Genomic DNA, 16,884 nt, shown 5'->3' with positions numbered 1-16,884 from the left:
GGGATGTCCGCTGCAGTCAAAGTCACCGTGTCCCGGGTCCTCGCCCTGCTTGGCCTGGTGGTGCTGATCGGGATGATGCCCTGGCTCTCGGGCCGCGGCGCCGAATACACCGTCCTGCGGGCCAGGTACGCGGACCGGGAGCCCACGCCCGAGGCACTCGCCGCAATCCGCGCCGAGCTCGGCCTGGAGCAGGGCCCGGCGGCCATGCTCCTGTCCTGGGTACAGGGGATCTTGGCCGGCGACCTGGGCACGTCCTGGATCAGCAGCACACCCGTGGGACCCGGCATCGCGGCGGCGCTGGGCGTCTCGATGACCCTGATGGCGTTCGCCATCGCGTCCGCGGCACTCGTGGCGCTGCTAGCCTGCGCGCCGGCGGTAGTGGACGGGCTGCGGGGGCGGCGCAGACCGGCGTCGGGCGCCCTGTCCGCTGCGCTGACATCACTGCCCGAGTTCCTGCTGGCCGCCGTGCTGCTGGTGGCGGGTGCCATCTGGCTGCGGTGGTTTCCGCCCTTCGGCTGGCAGGGCCCGGAGCATGCGGTCCTGCCAGCCCTTTCGCTCGGAATCCCGGCCGGCGGTCTGATCGGGCTGCTGGTCTCCGACGCCGTCCGGGCAGCGTTTGCCGAACAGTGGGTGGCCACGTGGCGGATGGCCGGGGCCGGGCCTGCGCTGCTGGCCGCAGCGGTGCTCCGCCGGGCGCTTCCCGCCGTGCTCCCGCAGGCCGGCCTGGTCCTGGTGGGGCTGACCGGCGGTGCAGTGGCAGTGGAAAAGGTATTCGCCATTCCAGGGCTCGGCCGGGCGCTGCTGGGCGCTGCCAGCGCGCAGGACGTCCCCACCCTGCAGGCCGGCATGCTGGCACTGATGGGGTTCGCCCTGCTGGTGGGAACGCTGACGACGGCGGTGCGGCACCTGCTGATCGGGCCCGCGGTCCGCTTCGGAACGCTTCCGCTTCCCGAGCCCCCGCGGTCAGCGAACCGCCGGCATCTGGCCGCGCCGGCGGTGGCCGGCCTGGCCCTGCTCCTGGTTGCCGGGGCCGGGCTGCTGCGCGACCCCCTCGCCTCCGGGCACGCCAGGCTGGCGCCGCCCGCCTGGACACTCCCGTTCGGCGCCGACGCCAGCGGCCGGGACCTGCTGGCGCGGGTGGGGCACGGGGCCGTGGGAACGCTGGGGACAGCGCTGGCAGTGGTGCTGGCCTGCCTGGCCGTGGGAATCGCCGTCGGACTCTTTCCTCTTGCCGCCACGGGACCCCTGGAGGTAACGAACGCGGCCCCGCCCATCCTTGCCGGCCTTGTTGTTGCTGCGCTCACGGGCCCCTCGGCACACGGCGCGGCCCTCGCCGTGGCCGCCGTGAGCTGGGCGCCCCTGGCGGCGCACACTGCGGCTTTGGCCCAGGAAGCAAGGGCGCAGCCGTATGTGCGCATCCTTCCCGTACTCGGGGTGGGCAAGGCACGCATCATGCTCCGCTACATCCTCCCGGCGGTGGCCGCCCCGCTCCTGCGCCATGCGATGCTCCGGCTGCCCGGAACGGCACTCGCGCTGGCGGCTCTCGGATTCCTGGGGCTGGGCCCGCAGCAGCCCTCGCCGGAGTGGGGACTCATCCTGGCCGAGGGCATGGGCTATGTTGAGCGTGCCCCGTGGGCGGTCCTGGCACCCGCCTCCGCACTGGTCCTGGCGTCCGTAGTGGCAGTGGGACTGGCTGGCGGAGGGCAGCAGAAAGCCCGCCGCCTGCACCGTTGAGGTGCGGGCAGCGGGCCCAATAACTGAAGTCGGCACCTTGGGACACCAGGTTCCAAAGGGCCGAAAAAGAAGCGCCGCACTGGTCCTGGGACCAGGATCCATAGCTGATCCGTTAGTGCTGCGGCGTCACAGGGCTGCCCGGTAACGGCAACAGCACCTTGCGACAACTAGCCGATCCGACGGGTGTCTACCTCGTCGTCGTCTTCTTCCAAATCATCCGCGTACTTATCCACATAAGCCGAATAGTCCGGTTCAACCGGCTCATTCGCGTAATGGCTCGTGGCACGACTGCTTGGGCCCGTCAGCTCACGCTGAAGTGCCGAGTAGTCAGTGTTCGGGGAGTAGTACTTGATATCCCGAGCCTGCTTGGTAGCTTTTGCCTTTTGACGGCCGCGCCCCATGGCGTGACCCCCTTTTGTACTTGGACCGGAGGTGGTCACCTTGGCTATCGGTGAGGCCCCGGAATGTTTGGTCAATTTGTCGTACACCTAGATTACATGCTTTCGACTGCCCCCGCTTGCCACGAACGGCCCCCGCAGGTGGTTTGCGTTACCATTCACGGCCCCGAGCCGCAGGTTTCCGGCTTTTTTCTTCGGTAGAGTCACTTGGACAACTGCTGATACAGGCCGCAGACCGGCTGCCCGCCGCGGAGAGAACGCAGGAGGATCCATCCCCGTGAACCACCAGGACGTCCCGCCGAAGCCCTCCTCGCCGCCCACGGCCGGGCTGCCCCGCGTGCCTGCCCCTGCTGCCCGGCCGGTCCTGCACCCGCACATGCAACCGCAGGACGGTGCGGCGCCGAGGTCCGGGTGGGTGAGGCGGCGAACCCTGTGGATAGCGTTCTTTGTGGCCGTCCTGCTGGCCGTTATCGGCTCGCTGGTGTGGCTTGCCCTCTGGCTGAACTCCAACCCGGACAGCAGCACTTCCCGGGGCCAGGTTCCGGGGGAGCTGGAAACCACGGTCACGCCACCCGCAACGCCGCCGCCTCTGCCCCGCGAGGGGGTCCAGCCGGCCGACTATGCGCTGGGCGACTGCTTCAAGGACTTCGACCCCGAGTCGCTGTCCTCCACCGTGGTGCCCTGCGATGCCGGGCACTCAGCCCAGCTCGTGGCATTGTTCCGCTACCCGGAGCGCGGCTCCTATCCCGGCGCCGAGGCACTGAAGGCCAAGGCCCTGGAAGCGTGCCAGGCAGCAAGGCTGGGCCCGGCCGCCAACGACTACGACTTGAACTTCGAGCGCAGCTTCCCCAGCACCACCAGCTGGGAATCCGGCGACCGCAGGGTCGACTGCTATGTGACTGCCCCGGGCGGCAATGTGATCAACGCAAGCGTGCTGCCCTAGCGGCCAAACCGCCCGGGCAGCACGCCTGCGTTTTGCCCCCGCGGGCCTCAGTCCTTGCGCCGGACGGACAGGCCGCTGCCGCCCAACGGCGCGGACGGGAGGCCCGTTCCGGCCGCAGTGAGTTCCTCAAGGTCCGCCGCCGTGTCCACCAGCACCGTATCGCCGTCGCTGATCTCACCGGCCAGGATGGCTTTCGCCAGCCTGTCGCCGATTTCCCGCTGCACCAGGCGGCGGAGCGGCCGGGCGCCGTAGGCGGGGTCGAACCCGGAGATGGCGAGCCAGGCCCGGGCACCATCAGTGACTTCGAGGGTCAGGCGGCGCTCATGGAGCCGGCGTCCGAGTTCGTCCACATGCAGCTCCACGATGCGCGCCAGCTCCTCCACGGTCAGTGCATCGAACAGCACAACCTCGTCCAGCCGGTTCAGGAACTCGGGCTTGAAGGATGCGTTGACGGTGGCCATGACGGCGTTCCGCTTGGCTTCGGCGTCCAGGGACTGGTCCACCAGGAACTGGCTGCCCAGGTTGGAGGTCAGCACCAGGATCACATTGCGGAAGTCCACCGTGCGGCCCTGCCCGTCGGTGAGGCGGCCGTCGTCGAGCACCTGCAGGAGGATGTCGAACACCTCCGGGTGCGCCTTCTCCACTTCGTCCAGCAGCACCACTGAGTAGGGACGACGGCGGACGGCCTCGGTCAGCTGCCCGCCTTCCTCGTAGCCGACGTAGCCCGGAGGCGCCCCCACAAGGCGGGCCACGGAATGCTTCTCGCCGTACTCGGACATGTCGATCCGCACCATGGCGCGTTCGTCGTCGAACAGGAAATCAGCCAGCGCCTTGGCCAGCTCGGTCTTGCCCACGCCGGTGGGTCCCAGGAAAAGGAACGAACCCGTGGGGCGGTTGGGATCGCTGATCCCGGCACGCGCGCGCCGGACGGCGTCGGAGACTGCCGCGACGGCCTTCGACTGGCCGATGAGCCGCTTCCCGAGCTCCGCCTCCATGTGCAGCAGCTTCTGGCTCTCGCCCTGCAGCATGCGGCCGGCGGGTATGCCGGTCCACGCGGAGATGACCTCGGCGATGTCCTCAGCTGTCACTTCCTCGGCCACCATCTGGGCTGGCTTGTCCACCACGGCGGCTTCCGCTTCCGCAGCAGCGGTCAGCTCGCGTTCGAGCGCCGGGATTTCCCCGTAGAGAATCCGTGAAGCAGTCTCCAGGTCGCCCTCGCGCTGGGCCTTGTCCGCGGCCGAGCGCAGCTCGTCGAGTTTGGCCTTCAGGTCGCCCACCCGGTTGAGTCCTGCCTTTTCAGCCTCCCACCGGGCGTTGAGCGCGGAGAGTTCCTCTTCCTTGTCAGCCTTGTCGGCGCGGAGCGCCGCCAGCCGCTCCACCGAGGCCGGGTCCGATTCCCCGGTCAGGGCCAGCTCCTCCATGGTGAGCCGGTCCACCTGGCGCCGCAGCTTGTCTATCTCCTCCGGGGCGGAATCGATCTCCATCCGGAGGCGGGACGCGGACTCGTCCACCAGGTCGATGGCCTTGTCCGGCAGCTGGCGCCCCGAAATGTACCGGTTCGACAGCGTGGCTGCCGCCACGAGGGCGGAGTCGGCGATGGACACCTTGTGGTGGGCCTCGTAGCGCTCCTTGAGGCCGCGGAGGATGCCGATGGTGTCCTCCACGCTGGGTTCGCCGACGTACACCTGCTGGAAGCGGCGCTCAAGGGCGGCGTCCTTCTCGATGTTTTCGCGGTACTCGTCCAGGGTGGTCGCGCCGATCAGCCGCAGCTCGCCGCGGGCCAGCATGGGCTTGAGCATGTTGCCGGCATCCATCGAGGAATCACCGGTTGCCCCCGCCCCCACGACCGTGTGGATTTCGTCGATGAAGGTCACGACCTGGCCCTCGGAGCCCTTGATCTCTTCAAGGACCGCCTTCAGCCGCTCCTCGAACTCCCCGCGGTACTTGGCGCCCGCCACCATGGAGCCCAGGTCCAGGGAGATGAGGGTCTTGCCGCGAAGGCTTTCGGGCACGTCGCCCGCCACCATCCGCTGTGCCAACCCTTCCACCACGGCGGTCTTGCCCACTCCCGGTTCGCCGATGAGCACCGGATTGTTCTTGGTCCGCCGGGACAGGACCTGGATGACCCGCCGAATTTCGGAATCCCGGCCAATCACAGGGTCCAGCTTGCCGGCCCGGGCCATTCCGGTAAGGTCCGTGCCGTACTTCTCAAGCGCCTGGAAGGTGTTTTCCGGGTCCGGGCTGTCCACCTTGCGGTCGCCGCGGACACCCGGCAGGGCGGCGAGCAGCGCCTCATGGGAGGCGCCGGCGTCGCGCAGCAGGCGGGCCGCGGCATCATTGCCCGCGGAGAGCCCGAGCAGGAGCACCTCGGTGGAGACGAACGTATCGCCCAGCCGGTCGGCTTCGTTCTTGGCGTTCTGGATGGCCTGCAGGGCGGGCCGGGAGAGCTGGGCCTGCTGGCTGGAGCCGCCGGAGGTGGCCGGCAGGGCCTTGATGGCGCTGCTTGCCTGGACGCTGACCGAGTCCGGATCGGCGCCGGTGGCGCGCAGCAGAGCAACGGCGACTCCTTCGTGCTGGTCCATCAGGGCCTTGAGCAGGTGCGCGGGCTCCACCTGGGGGTTTCCGGCCGTGGAGGCGTTCATGGCCGCAGCCGACAGAGCCTCCTGGCTCTTGGTGGTGAATTTGACGTCCAAAGAGAGCTCCTTCCGGGGGCAGTTTTCCTAAGTTGAGTGTACTACGCTCAACTTTCCTTTGGGGATCCTTTTCCGGGACTGTTTGCCTACAGCGAAACAGCTCAAGGGCTGCGGCGGAAGGGGCAATCGACCCTATCTGCCTCCATCGCTGCTGTTCACATCCGCCGCCGCGCACTCTACTATCGGCCTGTGGCCGGGGGCAGCGTGCCGCCGGCGCAGTCAAGAGGGGACAATCCGTGAAAAAGTTCGTGGTTCTTTACGTCGCACAGCAGTCAGCCCAGGCCCAGATGGCGGAAAGCTCGCCGGAAGCCGCGCAGGAGGGCATGAAAGCCTGGATGGAATGGGCCGGACGCGCCGGTGACGGCATCGTGGACATGGGGAGTCCGCTGGGCGCCGGAACGGAAATCACCGCAACAGGGGCCGCTGAAGCCCCTGCGGGGGTGGCAGGTTACGGGATCATCCAGGCCGACGATCTTGCCGGTGCCCAGGCGCTGCTGGACGGCCATCCGCACCTCATGATGCCCGGGGCCAGCATCCAGGTCTACGAAACCCTGGACCTTCCCGGCATGTAGGGCGGCGCACAGTTTCCTCCTACAACGGGTAGACCGAAACCGCTGTCGCCTTCACCACGAAGTGCACCGGCAAGCCGGGAACCAGGCCGAGGTCCGCCGAGGCCGCGGGAGTGATGTCCGCCGCGAGGCTTCCCGCCCTGACCCGGATGAAGTCGCCATGCGGTTCAAGATCGGTGACGGCCACCTCGAAGGAATTCCGCGGGCTTCCGTGGGCATCGGTGAGGAACACCGAAACGGACGACGGCGGGAACACGGCCACAGCTGCCTGTCCCGGGGGGATGGGGTCCTCGCTGTGTCCGGCTATGTGCCGGCCCCGGCTGGTCAGGATGCCGTCACCGGCGAGCGTCCCGGGAACAAAGTTGAGCCCTGCCAGCCCGGCCGCGAAGGCGCTCCGGGGCCGTTGCAGCACCTGCCGTGTGGGGCCCTCCTCTGCGATGCCCCCGTTCTCAAGGATCACCACCCGGTCCGCCAGCATCAGCGCGTCCAGGACATCGTGGGTGATGATGAGGGCCGGCCGGTCCGCGAGGACATGTTTGAGCAGCCGCCGCAGCAGCGGGGCCGAGTGGATGTCCAGCGCGGCCATCGGTTCATCGAGGAGGAGGAGGCCGGGATCCGCGGCGAGCGCCCGGGCCACGGCAACGCGCTGGGCCTGCCCGCCCGAAAGCTCCCCGGGACGGCGTGCCGCAAGGCCTTCAGCTTCCACCTGTGCCAGCCACTGCAACGCCCTGGCCCTGGCCACGGGCCTGGGCGCACCCGCGCTGCGCGGACCGAAGGCCACGTTGTCCGCGGCGTTGAGATGCGGGAAAAGCAGCGGTTCCTGCGCCAGCAGCGCCGTCCCCCGGCGGTGGGGCGGGGTCCACTGGTTCCGTCCGTCCCCCACATGGAACAGGGTCCGGCCGTTCAGCTCGGCCCGTCCGCTGTCCGGCCGCAGCAGCCCCGCAATGACGGAGAACAGCGTCGACTTGCCGGCACCGTTAGGTCCCATCACCGCCACGGTTTCAGCGGGCCCCACGGAGAAGGCGACGTCGAAACCGCGCTCCGCCACGGCTGCCTGGAACGAGAACGTCACGGAACATCCCCGCCCGCCGCGGGAGCCGGCGTCGTCCGCTCTCCGGACAACCGGAGGGCGGGCGTCCTGCCCGCCGGGCGCCGGTACGCAAGTGCCACCACTGCGACTGCCACGGCCACCAGCACCAGGGAAAGCGCGACGGCGGCGTCGGGGTCCGTCTCCCGCTGCAGGTAGATCTCCAGCGGCAGCGTCCGGGTAACCCCCTGGAGGCTGCCGGCGAACGTGAGGGTGGCACCGAATTCGCCCAGGCTCCTGGCGAAGGCAAGGACCGCGCCGGAGGCCAGGCCGGGCAGGACGAGCGGCAGCGTGACGCGGCGGAAAACGGTCCCGGGCGATGCACCGAGCGTCGCTGCCACCGCCTCGTACCTGTGTCCGCCGGTGCGCAGCGCGCCTTCCAGGCTGACCACCAGGAACGGCAGTGCCACGAAGGTCTGGGCCAGGACCACGGCCGTGGTGGAAAACGCGATCTGCAGCCCCAGCACCTCAATCGCGCCGCCCAGGAGGCCCTGCCGGCCGAAGGTGTACAGGAGGGCAATGCCGCCCACCACGGGCGGCAGGACCAGCGGGAGCAGCACCAGCGCGCGCAGGAGCCCCAGCAGCGGGAGCGCGCCGCGGGCAAGGACCACCGCCAGCGGCACGCCGAGCACGACGCACAGGGCAGTGCTGGCCGCCGAGGTCCGCAGGCTCAGGCCCAGCGCCGCAAGGGAGGACTCGGAGGTGACCAGCGGAACGAAGTTGGCCCAGTTGACGCGCGCCACGATGGCCGCCAGCGGCAGGACCACCACCGTGGCTGCCAGGACTGCCAGCGCGTACAGCCAGCGGGGGATGCCCGTATACGCCTGGCGCCCGCCTCCCCTTTGCCGCCCGTTGGCCTGCTGCCGGCCGGACGGCTGCCGGCTGGACTGCCTGCCGGTCACATGCTGCCCATCATCTGCTGCCCGCTGCCGGCCCAAACCCGGCGGCTGCGAGGACTTCCCTGCCTTCGGGGCCTGCCACAAGCCCCAGGAACTTTGCGGCAGCGGTCTTGTTGCGGCTGCCGGCAAGCGTTGCGATGGGGTAGGTGTTCACCGCTGCGGCCGACTCGGGAAAGGGAACGCTGTCCACTTTGCCGCCGGCCGCCCGGACGTCGGTGACGTAGACGAGTCCGGCGTCAGCCTCTCCCGAGCTGACTTTGCCCAGGACATCGGCCACGGAGTTTTCCTCGCTGACCGGGCTGAGGTCCGTCCCCGTCTGCTGTTCGACGGCGGCCGCGGCGGCCCCGCAGGGCACCTGGCGGGCGCACATCACAAGCTTCGTTCCGCTCCTGGCCAGGTCGGCGAAGGATCCGATTCCTGCCGGGTTCCCTGCCGGGACGGCGATGGCCAGGGTATTGATGGCAAAGTCCCGCGGTTGGCCGTCCACCAGGCCGGCGTCCTGCAGCCTGGCCATGTTGCTGGTGTCCGCCGAGGCGAACACGTCCGCGGGAGCGCCCTGGCTGATCTGGGTGGACAGGTCCGACGAACCGGCAAAGCTGAGGGTGACGCCGGTTCCGGGGTTCTCCTTTTCGAACCGTGCCGCGAGCTCGGTAAAACTGGCTTTAAGGGAAGCAGCGGCGAAAACGGTCAGTGTTTCCCGGCTGGTTCCCTGGGCGGCGTTGCCGCCGTCGCCGGCAGCACCGGTGCCGGCACAACCGGCGAGCAGGGCCGCCAGCAGGATTGCCGCCAGCAGGGCTCCGGCCCGCCGAACCGGCGTCACGCGGCTCCCTTTCCCTGCGGGGTTTCGATGATGACCGTGGTGGCCTTGACCACGGCGGTGGCCACGGAGCCGAGTTCCAGTCCCAGTTCCTTGACGGCCTCGCTGCTCATCAGGGACACCACGCGGAAGGGCCCGCACTGCAGCTCCACCTGGGCCATCACACTGTCCGCCTTGATGCCGGTGACGAGGCCCACGAAGCGGTTGCGGGCCGAACTGCCCGTGCGGTGCGGATCGGCCGGAAGCTGCGCCAGCTTCTGTGCGTGCCGCGCCAGTTCCAGGCCGTCCACGGCGAGCCGGCCCGCGTCGTCCTTCCGCGGCGTCAGGCTCCCGTTCTCGGTCCATCGCCGGACGGTATCGTCACTGACGCCCAGGAAACGGGCGGCCTCCGAAACGCGGATAGTAGGCATAGCCCCACTCTAATGCGCATTTGCGGATTAAAGAGCTCCTCGGCGCCGCATTTCTCAGGATTTCGTCCTCCTGGAAGGAGCAACCGGCCCGCGCAGCTGCGCAGCACTAGACTTCCCCCATGGTCCTCTACATCGACCCGCCCCTCTGGCCTGCGCACGGAACGCACTTCTCGCACCTCATTTCCGACGAATCTTTGGCGGAACTGCACGCGTTTGCGGCTGCGGCGGGCGTCCCCGAACGGGCCTTTGACGGGGACCACTACGACGTTCCGGAGCGCCGCTTCGATGACCTCGTGGCGGCCGGCGCCGTTCCCGTGGAAGGGCGGATCCTGGTCCGCAGGCTCATTGCCAGCGGCCTGCGCATTCCTGCCCGGCAACGGAACAAGTCGCTCAAGGTGCCGCTGCTGAACCGCTGGAACTCGATCATGCCCGGCCATGACGCCCTCTTCCTGGACCTCCTGGACCGGTGGAGCGAGGACCACCGCCACTATCACGGCTGCACGCACCTGCTGGCGGTACTCGAAGCCCTCGACCTTCTCACCGATCCCGACGACCCGCCGCGGACAGTCCTGCTGGCGGCCTGGTTCCACGACGCCGTCTACCGCGGCATAGCCGGCCAGGATGAGGAGGAGTCCGCGCGCCTCGCCGAGGAGCGCCTGCACGGCGCCGGCCTTCCGGAAGCGGAGGCGGCCGAGGTGGCACGGCTTGTCAGGCTGACATCCGACCACTGCCCGAAAGAGGGGGACCGCGACGGCGCCCTCCTGTGCGATGCCGACCTGTCCGTCCTGGGCGGGGACCCGGAGGAATACGCCAGGTACGTTGCTGCCGTCCGCAAGGATTACGCGCACATCGGCGACGCCGACTTCGCGGCCGGGCGCGCCGCCGTCGTGCGCCATCTGCTGGAACTGGAGCCGCTGTTCCACAGCGGCAGGGCAAGGGAGCTGTGGCTGGCTGCCGCGCACCGCAATTTGAAGGGCGAACTGGCGTGAACGCACCCACCTCGAATTCCCGCCACACGTTCACTGCAAGTGCCGCGCACCGGCAACTGCCCTACGCGGTCCGGGTGGAGTGGGGGCTCGACGGCGGGAGCACCGTAACGTCCGGCGCGGACCTTGCCGTGGTGGTTGACGTCCTCTCCTTCAGCACCTGCGTAAGCGTCGCCCTGGACCGGGGCGCCGCGGTCCTTCCTTTTCCCTGGAAGGACACCGGCGCGGAGGATTTCGCTGCCCGCCACCGAGCCCTGCTGGCCGGGCCCAGGGACGGGGGCGGGCTCAGCCTCTCCCCCGCAAGCCTTAGGGCTGCCGGTTCCCTGGAGCGGGTGGTCCTGCCGTCCCCCAACGGTTCCGCGCTCTGCCACGAACTGGCGCGCACAGTTCCGTTGCTGGCCACCGTGTGCCTCCGGAATGCCGCAGCCACCGCGGACTGGGTGGCGGCCAACCTCCCGGAAGATGCAGTGATCGCAGTGGTTGCGGCCGGCGAACGCTGGCCGGACGGCACCCTCCGGCCGGCCGTGGAGGACCAGATCGGGGCGGGGGCATTCATCGCGGGCCTGGTGGCCGCGGGCAAGGGCGGCTACGAGGCCGAAGACGGCAGGCACGGATACTCGCCGGAGGCTGTGGCTGCGATGGCCGTCTTTGAAGCCGCCGAGCCCCGGCTCCGGGAGATGCTGCGTGGCTGCTCGAGCGGCCGTGAGCTGACCGGGGCGGGCTACGGTGCCGACGTCGATATCGCCGCGGAACTGGACGACAGCGACGCCGTGGCCATCATGGCGGGCGGGGCGTTCAGCCCCCGCTGACGTTGCCTGTGTTCCGCGCCGTTCCGCCCCGGCGTCCTAGCGGTAGGAGGACACGAAGGGCTGGGTGGTGGGCACAATCTGCTTGCCCAGCGGCATCAGGGACACCGGGATGAGCTTCAGGTTTGCGATGGCCAGCGGGATGCCAATGATGGTCACTGCCATCGCAAAGGCCGTGACCACGTGTCCAATGGCGATCCAGATGCCTGCCACCAGCAGCCAGATGACGTTGCCCAGCAGCGAGAACACGCCCGCACCGCCGGGTTTGTCCACCACCGTCCGGCCGAAGGGCCAGAGCGTGTACGCAGCGATCCGGAACGACGCGATGCCCCAGGGAATGGTGATGACCAGCAGGCAGCAGATGACCCCCGCGAAGAAATAACCCAGCGCGAGCCAGAAACCGCCGAAAACCAGCCAGATGATGTTGAGCAGTGCCTTCATCCCTCCATTGTGCCCCGGGGGCCGGGGCAGCGGGATGGGGGCCTGCCCTGACCGGCCCCTGAATCCGCGGCTAGACCGAAGCAGCAGCTCCCTTGGCCGCCTGCACGAAGGCGCTGACCTTGGCCAGGTCCTTGACGCCGCGGGACGCCTCAACACCGGAGGAAACATCGACGCCCCAAGCGTGCGCCGCCGTGGCGGCCTGCGCAACATTGGCGGCGTCCAGCCCGCCTGCCAGCAGCCATTTACGTTCCTGCAGCACGGGGATTTCGGCCACGGACGCATAGTCCCAGGCCTCGCCGGAGCCGGGGACGGCGGCGTCGATCAGGAGCAGGTCTTCCCCCCAGTCCTCCAGCTCCTCGGCTGCGGCACCCATGGTGACGGCCCTGACCAGCTTCATGCCGGCGTCGTGCACCGTGGCCACGTCCCCGCGCGAGCGCCGGCCGTGCAGCTGGATCCACTCCAGCCCGGCGGCACGGGCGATGGCGAGGGCGTCGGCAACCGGCTCGTCACGGAACACGCCGATGGGCGTAACCCCGGCCGGCACTTCGGCCAGCAGCGCGGAGGCCTGGGAGGGCGAGACCACGCGGGGACTGGCCGTGAGGACGAAACCCACCGCGTCGGCCCCTGCCTCCGCGGCAGCGCGGATGGATTCCGGCGTGCTGAGGCCACACACTTTGACGAACATTCCCGGCTCCTTAGGCTGTTTTCGTGTTGTCCCCCCGCAGGAGAGTAGCAGGGATGGATGGGAGCTGCCGATACCGGCAGGCAGGCCAACTAGGCTGGGCTGATGGAGATCATCCGCTTCGCAGACCGCAAGCCCCAGCCCTGGCGCAACGGCGGCGGGGTCACGCGCCAGATCGCCGGCCATCCCGACGCCGCCTCCCTCCAGGATGCCGGGTGGGACTGGCGGGTCAGCATCGCCGAGGTCACCAAAGCCGGGGACTTCTCGCCGTTCCCTGGCATGGAGCGGGTACTGACGGTGGTCGAGGGCGAACTCCTGCTCCTGACCGTGGACGGCGCTGAGCATCCCCTGGAGAGGTACCGTCCGTTCCGTTTTCCCGGCGGGGCCGCCACCTCCTGCGCCCTTCCCACGGGAGATGTCAGGAACCTCAACGTCATTACCCGGGCCGGCAGCGTCAAGGGTTTCACGTCCATCATTGAGATTTCGAAGAAACGCGCCCACCCGCTGTTTGCCGGCCAGTTGGGGATCCTGCTGCAGGGCCAGGCCACAGCCTCGGACGCAAGCCATGAACCCGAGGCCCTGGGCCGCTACGACGCCGTGGTGGGCTCGGACAGCGCGTCCCCGGAGATCCTGGGCCGCGGCTTCCTTGCCGTCGTGTCCATCGACCAGGTCACTGGCTCAGACTGAACGAGCCGACCTGCACAACAGTGCTGCTCCGGCGGGCCTCCTCTGCGGCGAAAACGGCTGCATGGCTGACCAGGGACTCCTCCAGTCCAGACACCACCGCCGACCAGTCACCGGTGGCCAGCGCAGCCACCCAGGCCTGCACCAGGCCGCGGTCGCCGCCCTCGTGCTTTTCCCCCTGGACCCGCGGCGTGGCAGCGGGGACCGGGTGGACAGCGGTTGTCCCGGTCAGGAAATCGAAGACCGAGATGGCTTCGGCTTCCACGTCGATCTCCCCATGGCTGCCGAAGATCCGGGTGCGCCGCGGGCCGACGGCGGTGAAGGCCGTGGCCGTGAAGGCGGCAGTTGTGCCGTTTTCGTATTCAATGTTCACCACCTGGTGGTCCACAACGTCGTTGTCCGAAAAATAGACGCAGCGGCCATAGGGGCCGGTTGCCAGGGCGTGCAGCAGCGACTCTGGCGTGCCGCCCGGATCCACCACGTCCGCGAAGTATGCCCTCGCGGGGTCAGCCTTAGCCCCGTTCAAGGGGCGGCCCGCACCATAGATCTTCAGCGCGGAATAGGGGCAGCGGGGCTCGGCGGGGCAGTCGATGCAGCGGCGGGCCGCACCCTCCGGCGCCCCTTCGGGGCGGAAATGGGCCAGCGTTCCGAAGGACGACACCTTCAGTGGCCTGCTCCCGATGATGAAGGACAGCCAGTCGACGTCGTGCGTGCACTTGGCAAGGAGGAACGGGCTCGAGTCTTCCTCCCGGCGCCAGTTTCCGCGGACGTACGAATGCGCGAAATGCCAGAAGCCCACGGGCTCCAGGTGTTGGACGGAGATGATCCGGCCCACCGCCCCGCCCAACAGCAACTCCCTGAGGAGCGCTGTCAGCGGGGTGTAGCGCAACACGTGGCAGACAGTCGCGGTGGCGCCGCTTTCACGGCCCAGGCGTTCCAGTTCTGCGCAGCCGGCGGGGTCGACGGCGACGGGCTTCTCCAGGAGGATGGGGTAGCCGTGGGCTGCGGCCGCCGCGAACGGACCCCCGTGCTCCCGGTCAGGCGTGGCGATGATGATGCCGTCGGCCGGCAGGCGGTTCTTGAGCATTGCCTGCCAGTCCTCGAATACGCCTTCCGCCGGCACTTTCAATTCGGCCGCCAGGCGGTTGCGCAGCAGCGGGCGCGGCTCGGCCAGGCCCGCAATGACGGCCTGTCCCGTGGCAACGGCGAGCCGGGCATAGGCTGCGCCCCTCGCGCCTGCACCTGCGATGAGGAGCCGCACCGGGTGCCCTTGCGCCGGCACGGCGCCCACTGATCAACCGTTCCCGGGATCGGCAAGCCATTCCAGCGCCACGGCGGCTGTCCACGACTGGTCCATGCTGCCCAGCGGTTCGCCGGTGAAGGGTTCGTAGTACTCACCGAAGTGGCCCTCCATCAGCTGGGCGAGGGAGGCCTCCCGCAGCTGGCGGTAGCGCTTCTCGTCGCCGCGCCTCCGCAGGCAGTGGGCCAGGTACCAGTTCATCACGGGCCATACGGGTCCGCGCCAGTACTGGCGGGGCTTCAGCCCTTCGTAGGTGGTGGACGTGGAAGCCGGCAGCGGGAAGGCCAGGCGGGGGTCGCCCGTCCAGTCCGGCCCTTCGAAGACTTCCAGTTGCCGGTCGAGGAGGGCCTGGTCATTGGTGGAAATGAGGGGCGCGAATCCGGCCATGGTGGGAGGTCCGATCCACTCCCCGGTCAGCACGTCCCGGTCGCGGGCGAGTCCGGTCCTGCCATCCACCGTCGCGTCGACGCCGTCGCGGAATTCCCGGGCCCATTCCCGCAACCGGGGCGCCTCCTCCGGCAGTCCGAACTGTTCCGCCAGCACGGCCAGGTCCTCGTTGGCCGCGGCGTAGATCGCGGACATAAAAACGTCCTTGACCTGGAAGGCCATGACCCGGGGCAACTGCGCGTCGTCGAACCGTACGTCTGCCATCTGTTGCACCAGCCAAAGGTAGCGGCTGTACTCCTCGTCGCTGGGGCGCTGGCTGTGGTCCTTGACCTTCTGCGTGTCCGTGCGGACGAACGGCTCCATCTCCCCCGGGTTGACCCTGGAATACGGGCCGTCGAAGCGGGGGGAGTTGTCCATCCCGGACTCCCAGCCGTGGTAGATGGTCAGCAGGCCCGAGCCGTCCCCGCCGCGGGCGCTCCGCAGCCAGGCGTGCCAGTCGATCCATCCCGGCAGCGTCCGGCGGGTGAATTCATCGGCGAGCCTGGCATCCTCGCCGCCCGCCGCCGTCGCCCTTTCCACGATGCGGCGCAGCATGGTGGCATGCACCGGCGGCTGGCAGATGCCGCTGGACTGCACACCCTCCGGCGAGGCCCCGCGGGTCCCCCACCGCTCGATGTCGGGGAAGTAGCCGGGGACGTCCGAGAAGACGATGTGCGGGATCATCCCGCTTTTCCACTGGGCGGCCAGCAGGTAGTCGAGCTCCCGGAGGGCCCGTTCGACGCTCACGGTCGAAAGTCCGGCGGCGACGAACGCGGCGTCCCAGCTCCACATGTGCGGATACAGGTTCGGTGCAGCCGTGACCATGGTGCCGAGGTCGTTGGCTGCCAGGACGTCCCTGGCACGGCGCCCGAGCTCCTCGAGGTCCCTGATCGGATACGTGTCCGGGCTCATGCCGTGAGCCCGAGCTGGGTTTCCGTGTCGAAGAACCGGATAGTTGCCTGGTCGAACCTCAGGCCAACCTTCTCCCCCGGGGAAACCCGTACGGTGGAGGCAACCTGGACCTTGATGGTCTGTCCGCCCAGGTCCACGGTCAGCAGCGTTGCGTGGCCAAGCGGTTCCACCACTTCCACGGTGGCGCCAAGGGTCCCCGGGGCTCCCCGCTGCTCAATGTAGATGTTTTCCGCGCGGATCCCGACCATCACGGGAAGGCCGCCGGACCGGGCCGCAGAGCGGGCCAGGAATTCAGGCGCCTCGGTGCTTTGGCCGGCGACTTCCAGGGCGCCCTGCTGCGTCACGCGGCCCTCGAGGAAGTTCATTGGCGGCGAGCCGATGAATCCCCCGACGAAGCGGTCAGCCGGCTCCTCGTAGACGGTGATGGGATGCCCCAGCTGGGCTATCTGCCCTTTCTTCATCACGGCCACCCGGTCTGAAAGGCTCATCGCTTCCACCTGGTCGTGGGTCACGTAAAGCGTGGTGGAACCCAACTGCTGGACGATCTTTTTCAGTTCCGCCCGGAAGTCGAGCCGCAGGAGGGCGTCCAGGTTGGACAGGGGCTCGTCCATGAGCAGCACGTCCGCGTCCATGACGATGGCCCTGGCGACGGCGACGCGCTGGCGCTGCCCGCCCGAGAGCTGGGCAGGGTAGCGGTCCAGGTAGGGGGTGAGCTGGAGCAGGTCGGCCGCCCAGGCGACCTTCTTCTCGAGTTCATCCCTGGGCACCTTCTTCATCACCAGGCCGAACCCGATGTTGGTGCGGACCTTGCGGTGCGGGAACACGGCGTAGGACTGGAACACCATGGAGAGGTTCCTGTCCTGCGGGGGCAGGTACGTTACATCCCGGCCGCCGATGGAGATGCTCCCCTCATCCGGGAAGTCCAGCCCCGCCACCATGCGCAGCAGGGTGGTCTTCCCGCAGCCGGAGGGCCCGAGAAGCACCATGAACTCACCCTCCGCAACCTCGAGGGACACGTTGTTCGTGGCCAGCTCGGTGCTGCCGGGGTAGGTCTTGTGGAGACCCTTGATGGAGATGTCAGCCATGGGACAGCCTCT

At 68.9% G+C, this 16,884-nt stretch carries 17 protein-coding genes; 6 read left to right on the top strand and 11 right to left on the bottom strand.

Annotated elements, in window-relative coordinates; all coding sequences use genetic code 11:
* Window positions 1-3: 3 nt before the first annotated feature.
* Window positions 4-1,734, top strand: a complete 1,731-nt coding sequence (locus GK109_RS11915; RefSeq protein ID WP_157240642.1) for an ABC transporter permease subunit — start codon at window positions 4-6, stop codon at window positions 1,732-1,734.
* Between the two features lie 167 nt (window positions 1,735-1,901).
* On the opposite strand, the gene GK109_RS11910 is transcribed toward GK109_RS11915, so the two are convergent.
* Complete coding sequence (locus tag GK109_RS11910; RefSeq protein WP_009359485.1) at window positions 1,902-2,135, bottom strand: DUF3073 domain-containing protein; 234 nt, start codon at window positions 2,133-2,135, stop codon at window positions 1,902-1,904.
* A 274-nt stretch (window positions 2,136-2,409) separates the two neighbouring features.
* Here GK109_RS11910 and GK109_RS11905 point away from each other — a divergent pair, with 274 nt between their 5' ends.
* Window positions 2,410-3,075, top strand: a complete 666-nt coding sequence (locus tag GK109_RS11905; RefSeq protein ID WP_370460561.1) for a septum formation family protein — start codon at window positions 2,410-2,412, stop codon at window positions 3,073-3,075.
* Between the two features lie 47 nt (window positions 3,076-3,122).
* On the opposite strand, the gene clpB is transcribed toward GK109_RS11905, so the two are convergent.
* Window positions 3,123-5,768 (bottom strand): ATP-dependent chaperone ClpB, encoded by a 2,646-nt coding sequence (clpB, locus tag GK109_RS11900; RefSeq protein WP_157240640.1) that lies wholly within the window; start codon window positions 5,766-5,768, stop codon window positions 3,123-3,125.
* A 236-nt stretch (window positions 5,769-6,004) separates the two neighbouring features.
* Between clpB and GK109_RS11895 the strand changes: the two genes are divergently transcribed.
* Window positions 6,005-6,340 (top strand): hypothetical protein, encoded by a 336-nt coding sequence (locus GK109_RS11895; protein WP_157240638.1) that lies wholly within the window; start codon window positions 6,005-6,007, stop codon window positions 6,338-6,340.
* A 19-nt stretch (window positions 6,341-6,359) separates the two neighbouring features.
* Here GK109_RS11895 and GK109_RS11890 read toward each other — a convergent pair whose 3' ends face one another.
* The 4 genes from GK109_RS11890 to GK109_RS11875 form a co-directional block, all read right to left on the bottom strand.
* On the bottom strand, window positions 6,360-7,409 hold the full coding sequence (locus GK109_RS11890; RefSeq protein ID WP_370460560.1) for a sulfate/molybdate ABC transporter ATP-binding protein: 1,050 nt from the start codon (window positions 7,407-7,409) through the stop codon (window positions 6,360-6,362).
* The gene (locus tag GK109_RS11885; RefSeq protein WP_321216305.1) at window positions 7,406-8,236 is read right to left on the bottom strand and encodes an ABC transporter permease; all 831 of its coding nucleotides are present in this window, start codon (window positions 8,234-8,236) and stop codon (window positions 7,406-7,408) included. Before GK109_RS11885 ends, GK109_RS11890 begins: the two co-directional genes overlap by 4 nt.
* Before the next feature lie 100 nt (window positions 8,237-8,336).
* Complete coding sequence (modA, locus tag GK109_RS11880) at window positions 8,337-9,143, bottom strand: molybdate ABC transporter substrate-binding protein (protein WP_370460559.1); 807 nt, start codon at window positions 9,141-9,143, stop codon at window positions 8,337-8,339.
* Entirely contained in the window at window positions 9,140-9,550 is a 411-nt protein-coding gene (locus GK109_RS11875) for a molybdopterin-binding protein (RefSeq protein ID WP_157240636.1), read from the bottom strand. The genes modA and GK109_RS11875 overlap by 4 nt, the downstream gene beginning before the upstream one ends.
* Window positions 9,551-9,669: 119 nt before the next feature.
* On the opposite strand from GK109_RS11875, the gene GK109_RS11870 reads away from it, so the two are divergent.
* Both GK109_RS11870 and GK109_RS11865 read left to right on the top strand, forming a co-directional pair.
* Window positions 9,670-10,539, top strand: coding sequence for a DUF4031 domain-containing protein (locus GK109_RS11870; RefSeq protein WP_157240633.1), 870 nt, complete (start codon window positions 9,670-9,672; stop codon window positions 10,537-10,539).
* Entirely contained in the window at window positions 10,536-11,345 is an 810-nt protein-coding gene (locus GK109_RS11865; RefSeq protein WP_321214608.1) for a 2-phosphosulfolactate phosphatase, read from the top strand. Before GK109_RS11870 ends, GK109_RS11865 begins: the two co-directional genes overlap by 4 nt.
* Window positions 11,346-11,381: 36 nt before the next feature.
* Here GK109_RS11865 and GK109_RS11860 read toward each other — a convergent pair whose 3' ends face one another.
* Together GK109_RS11860 and GK109_RS11855 are read right to left on the bottom strand one after the other, a co-directional pair.
* Window positions 11,382-11,783: a YccF domain-containing protein gene (locus GK109_RS11860; RefSeq protein ID WP_157240631.1), complete on the bottom strand. Its 402-nt coding sequence runs from the start codon at window positions 11,781-11,783 to the stop codon at window positions 11,382-11,384.
* A gap of 70 nt (window positions 11,784-11,853) precedes the next feature.
* A complete protein-coding gene (locus GK109_RS11855) occupies window positions 11,854-12,468 on the bottom strand; it encodes a phosphoribosylanthranilate isomerase (RefSeq protein ID WP_157240623.1) in 615 nt (204 codons plus the stop codon).
* A 102-nt stretch (window positions 12,469-12,570) separates the two neighbouring features.
* Between GK109_RS11855 and GK109_RS11850 the strand changes: the two genes are divergently transcribed.
* Entirely contained in the window at window positions 12,571-13,152 is a 582-nt protein-coding gene (locus tag GK109_RS11850) for a HutD family protein (RefSeq protein ID WP_157240622.1), read from the top strand.
* Here GK109_RS11850 and GK109_RS11845 read toward each other — a convergent pair.
* Genes GK109_RS11845 through GK109_RS11835 form a run of 3 tightly spaced genes read right to left on the bottom strand, consistent with a single transcriptional unit; the run spans window position 13,136 to window position 16,872 of the window.
* Window positions 13,136-14,440, bottom strand: a complete 1,305-nt coding sequence (locus GK109_RS11845; RefSeq protein WP_321214609.1) for a Gfo/Idh/MocA family oxidoreductase — start codon at window positions 14,438-14,440, stop codon at window positions 13,136-13,138. The two genes, GK109_RS11850 and GK109_RS11845, sit on opposite strands and share 17 nt — an antisense overlap.
* Window positions 14,441-14,443: 3 nt before the next feature.
* Window positions 14,444-15,787: a glycogen debranching protein gene (locus tag GK109_RS11840; RefSeq protein WP_157240621.1), complete on the bottom strand. Its 1,344-nt coding sequence runs from the start codon at window positions 15,785-15,787 to the stop codon at window positions 14,444-14,446.
* Window positions 15,784-16,872: an ABC transporter ATP-binding protein gene (locus tag GK109_RS11835; protein WP_157240620.1), complete on the bottom strand. Its 1,089-nt coding sequence runs from the start codon at window positions 16,870-16,872 to the stop codon at window positions 15,784-15,786. Before GK109_RS11835 ends, GK109_RS11840 begins: the two co-directional genes overlap by 4 nt.
* Between the last annotated feature and the right edge of the window lie 12 nt (window positions 16,873-16,884).

It is taken from the genome of Pseudarthrobacter sp. GA104 (genome assembly GCF_009741265.1).
Classification (GTDB): domain Bacteria; phylum Actinomycetota; class Actinomycetes; order Actinomycetales; family Micrococcaceae; genus Arthrobacter.
This window is presented reverse-complemented; position numbering and strand designations above follow the sequence as displayed.

Excerpts from the sequence above, each read along its gene's own strand:
- GK109_RS11910 (WP_009359485.1), bottom strand. The coding sequence starts at position 2,135 with ATGGGGCGCGGCCGTCAAAAGGCAAAAGCTACCAAGCAGGCTCGGGAT.
- GK109_RS11915 (WP_157240642.1), top strand. The coding sequence starts at position 4 with ATGTCCGCTGCAGTCAAAGTCACCGTGTCCCGGGTCCTCGCCCTGCTT.
- GK109_RS11855 (WP_157240623.1), bottom strand. The coding sequence starts at position 12,468 with ATGTTCGTCAAAGTGTGTGGCCTCAGCACGCCGGAATCCATCCGCGCT.
- GK109_RS11840 (WP_157240621.1), bottom strand. The coding sequence starts at position 15,787 with ATGAGCCCGGACACGTATCCGATCAGGGACCTCGAGGAGCTCGGGCGC.
- GK109_RS11850 (WP_157240622.1), top strand. The coding sequence starts at position 12,571 with ATGGAGATCATCCGCTTCGCAGACCGCAAGCCCCAGCCCTGGCGCAAC.
- GK109_RS11835 (WP_157240620.1), bottom strand. The coding sequence starts at position 16,872 with ATGGCTGACATCTCCATCAAGGGTCTCCACAAGACCTACCCCGGCAGC.
- GK109_RS11860 (WP_157240631.1), bottom strand. The coding sequence starts at position 11,783 with ATGAAGGCACTGCTCAACATCATCTGGCTGGTTTTCGGCGGTTTCTGG.
- GK109_RS11870 (WP_157240633.1), top strand. The coding sequence starts at position 9,670 with ATGGTCCTCTACATCGACCCGCCCCTCTGGCCTGCGCACGGAACGCAC.
- GK109_RS11875 (WP_157240636.1), bottom strand. The coding sequence starts at position 9,550 with ATGCCTACTATCCGCGTTTCGGAGGCCGCCCGTTTCCTGGGCGTCAGT.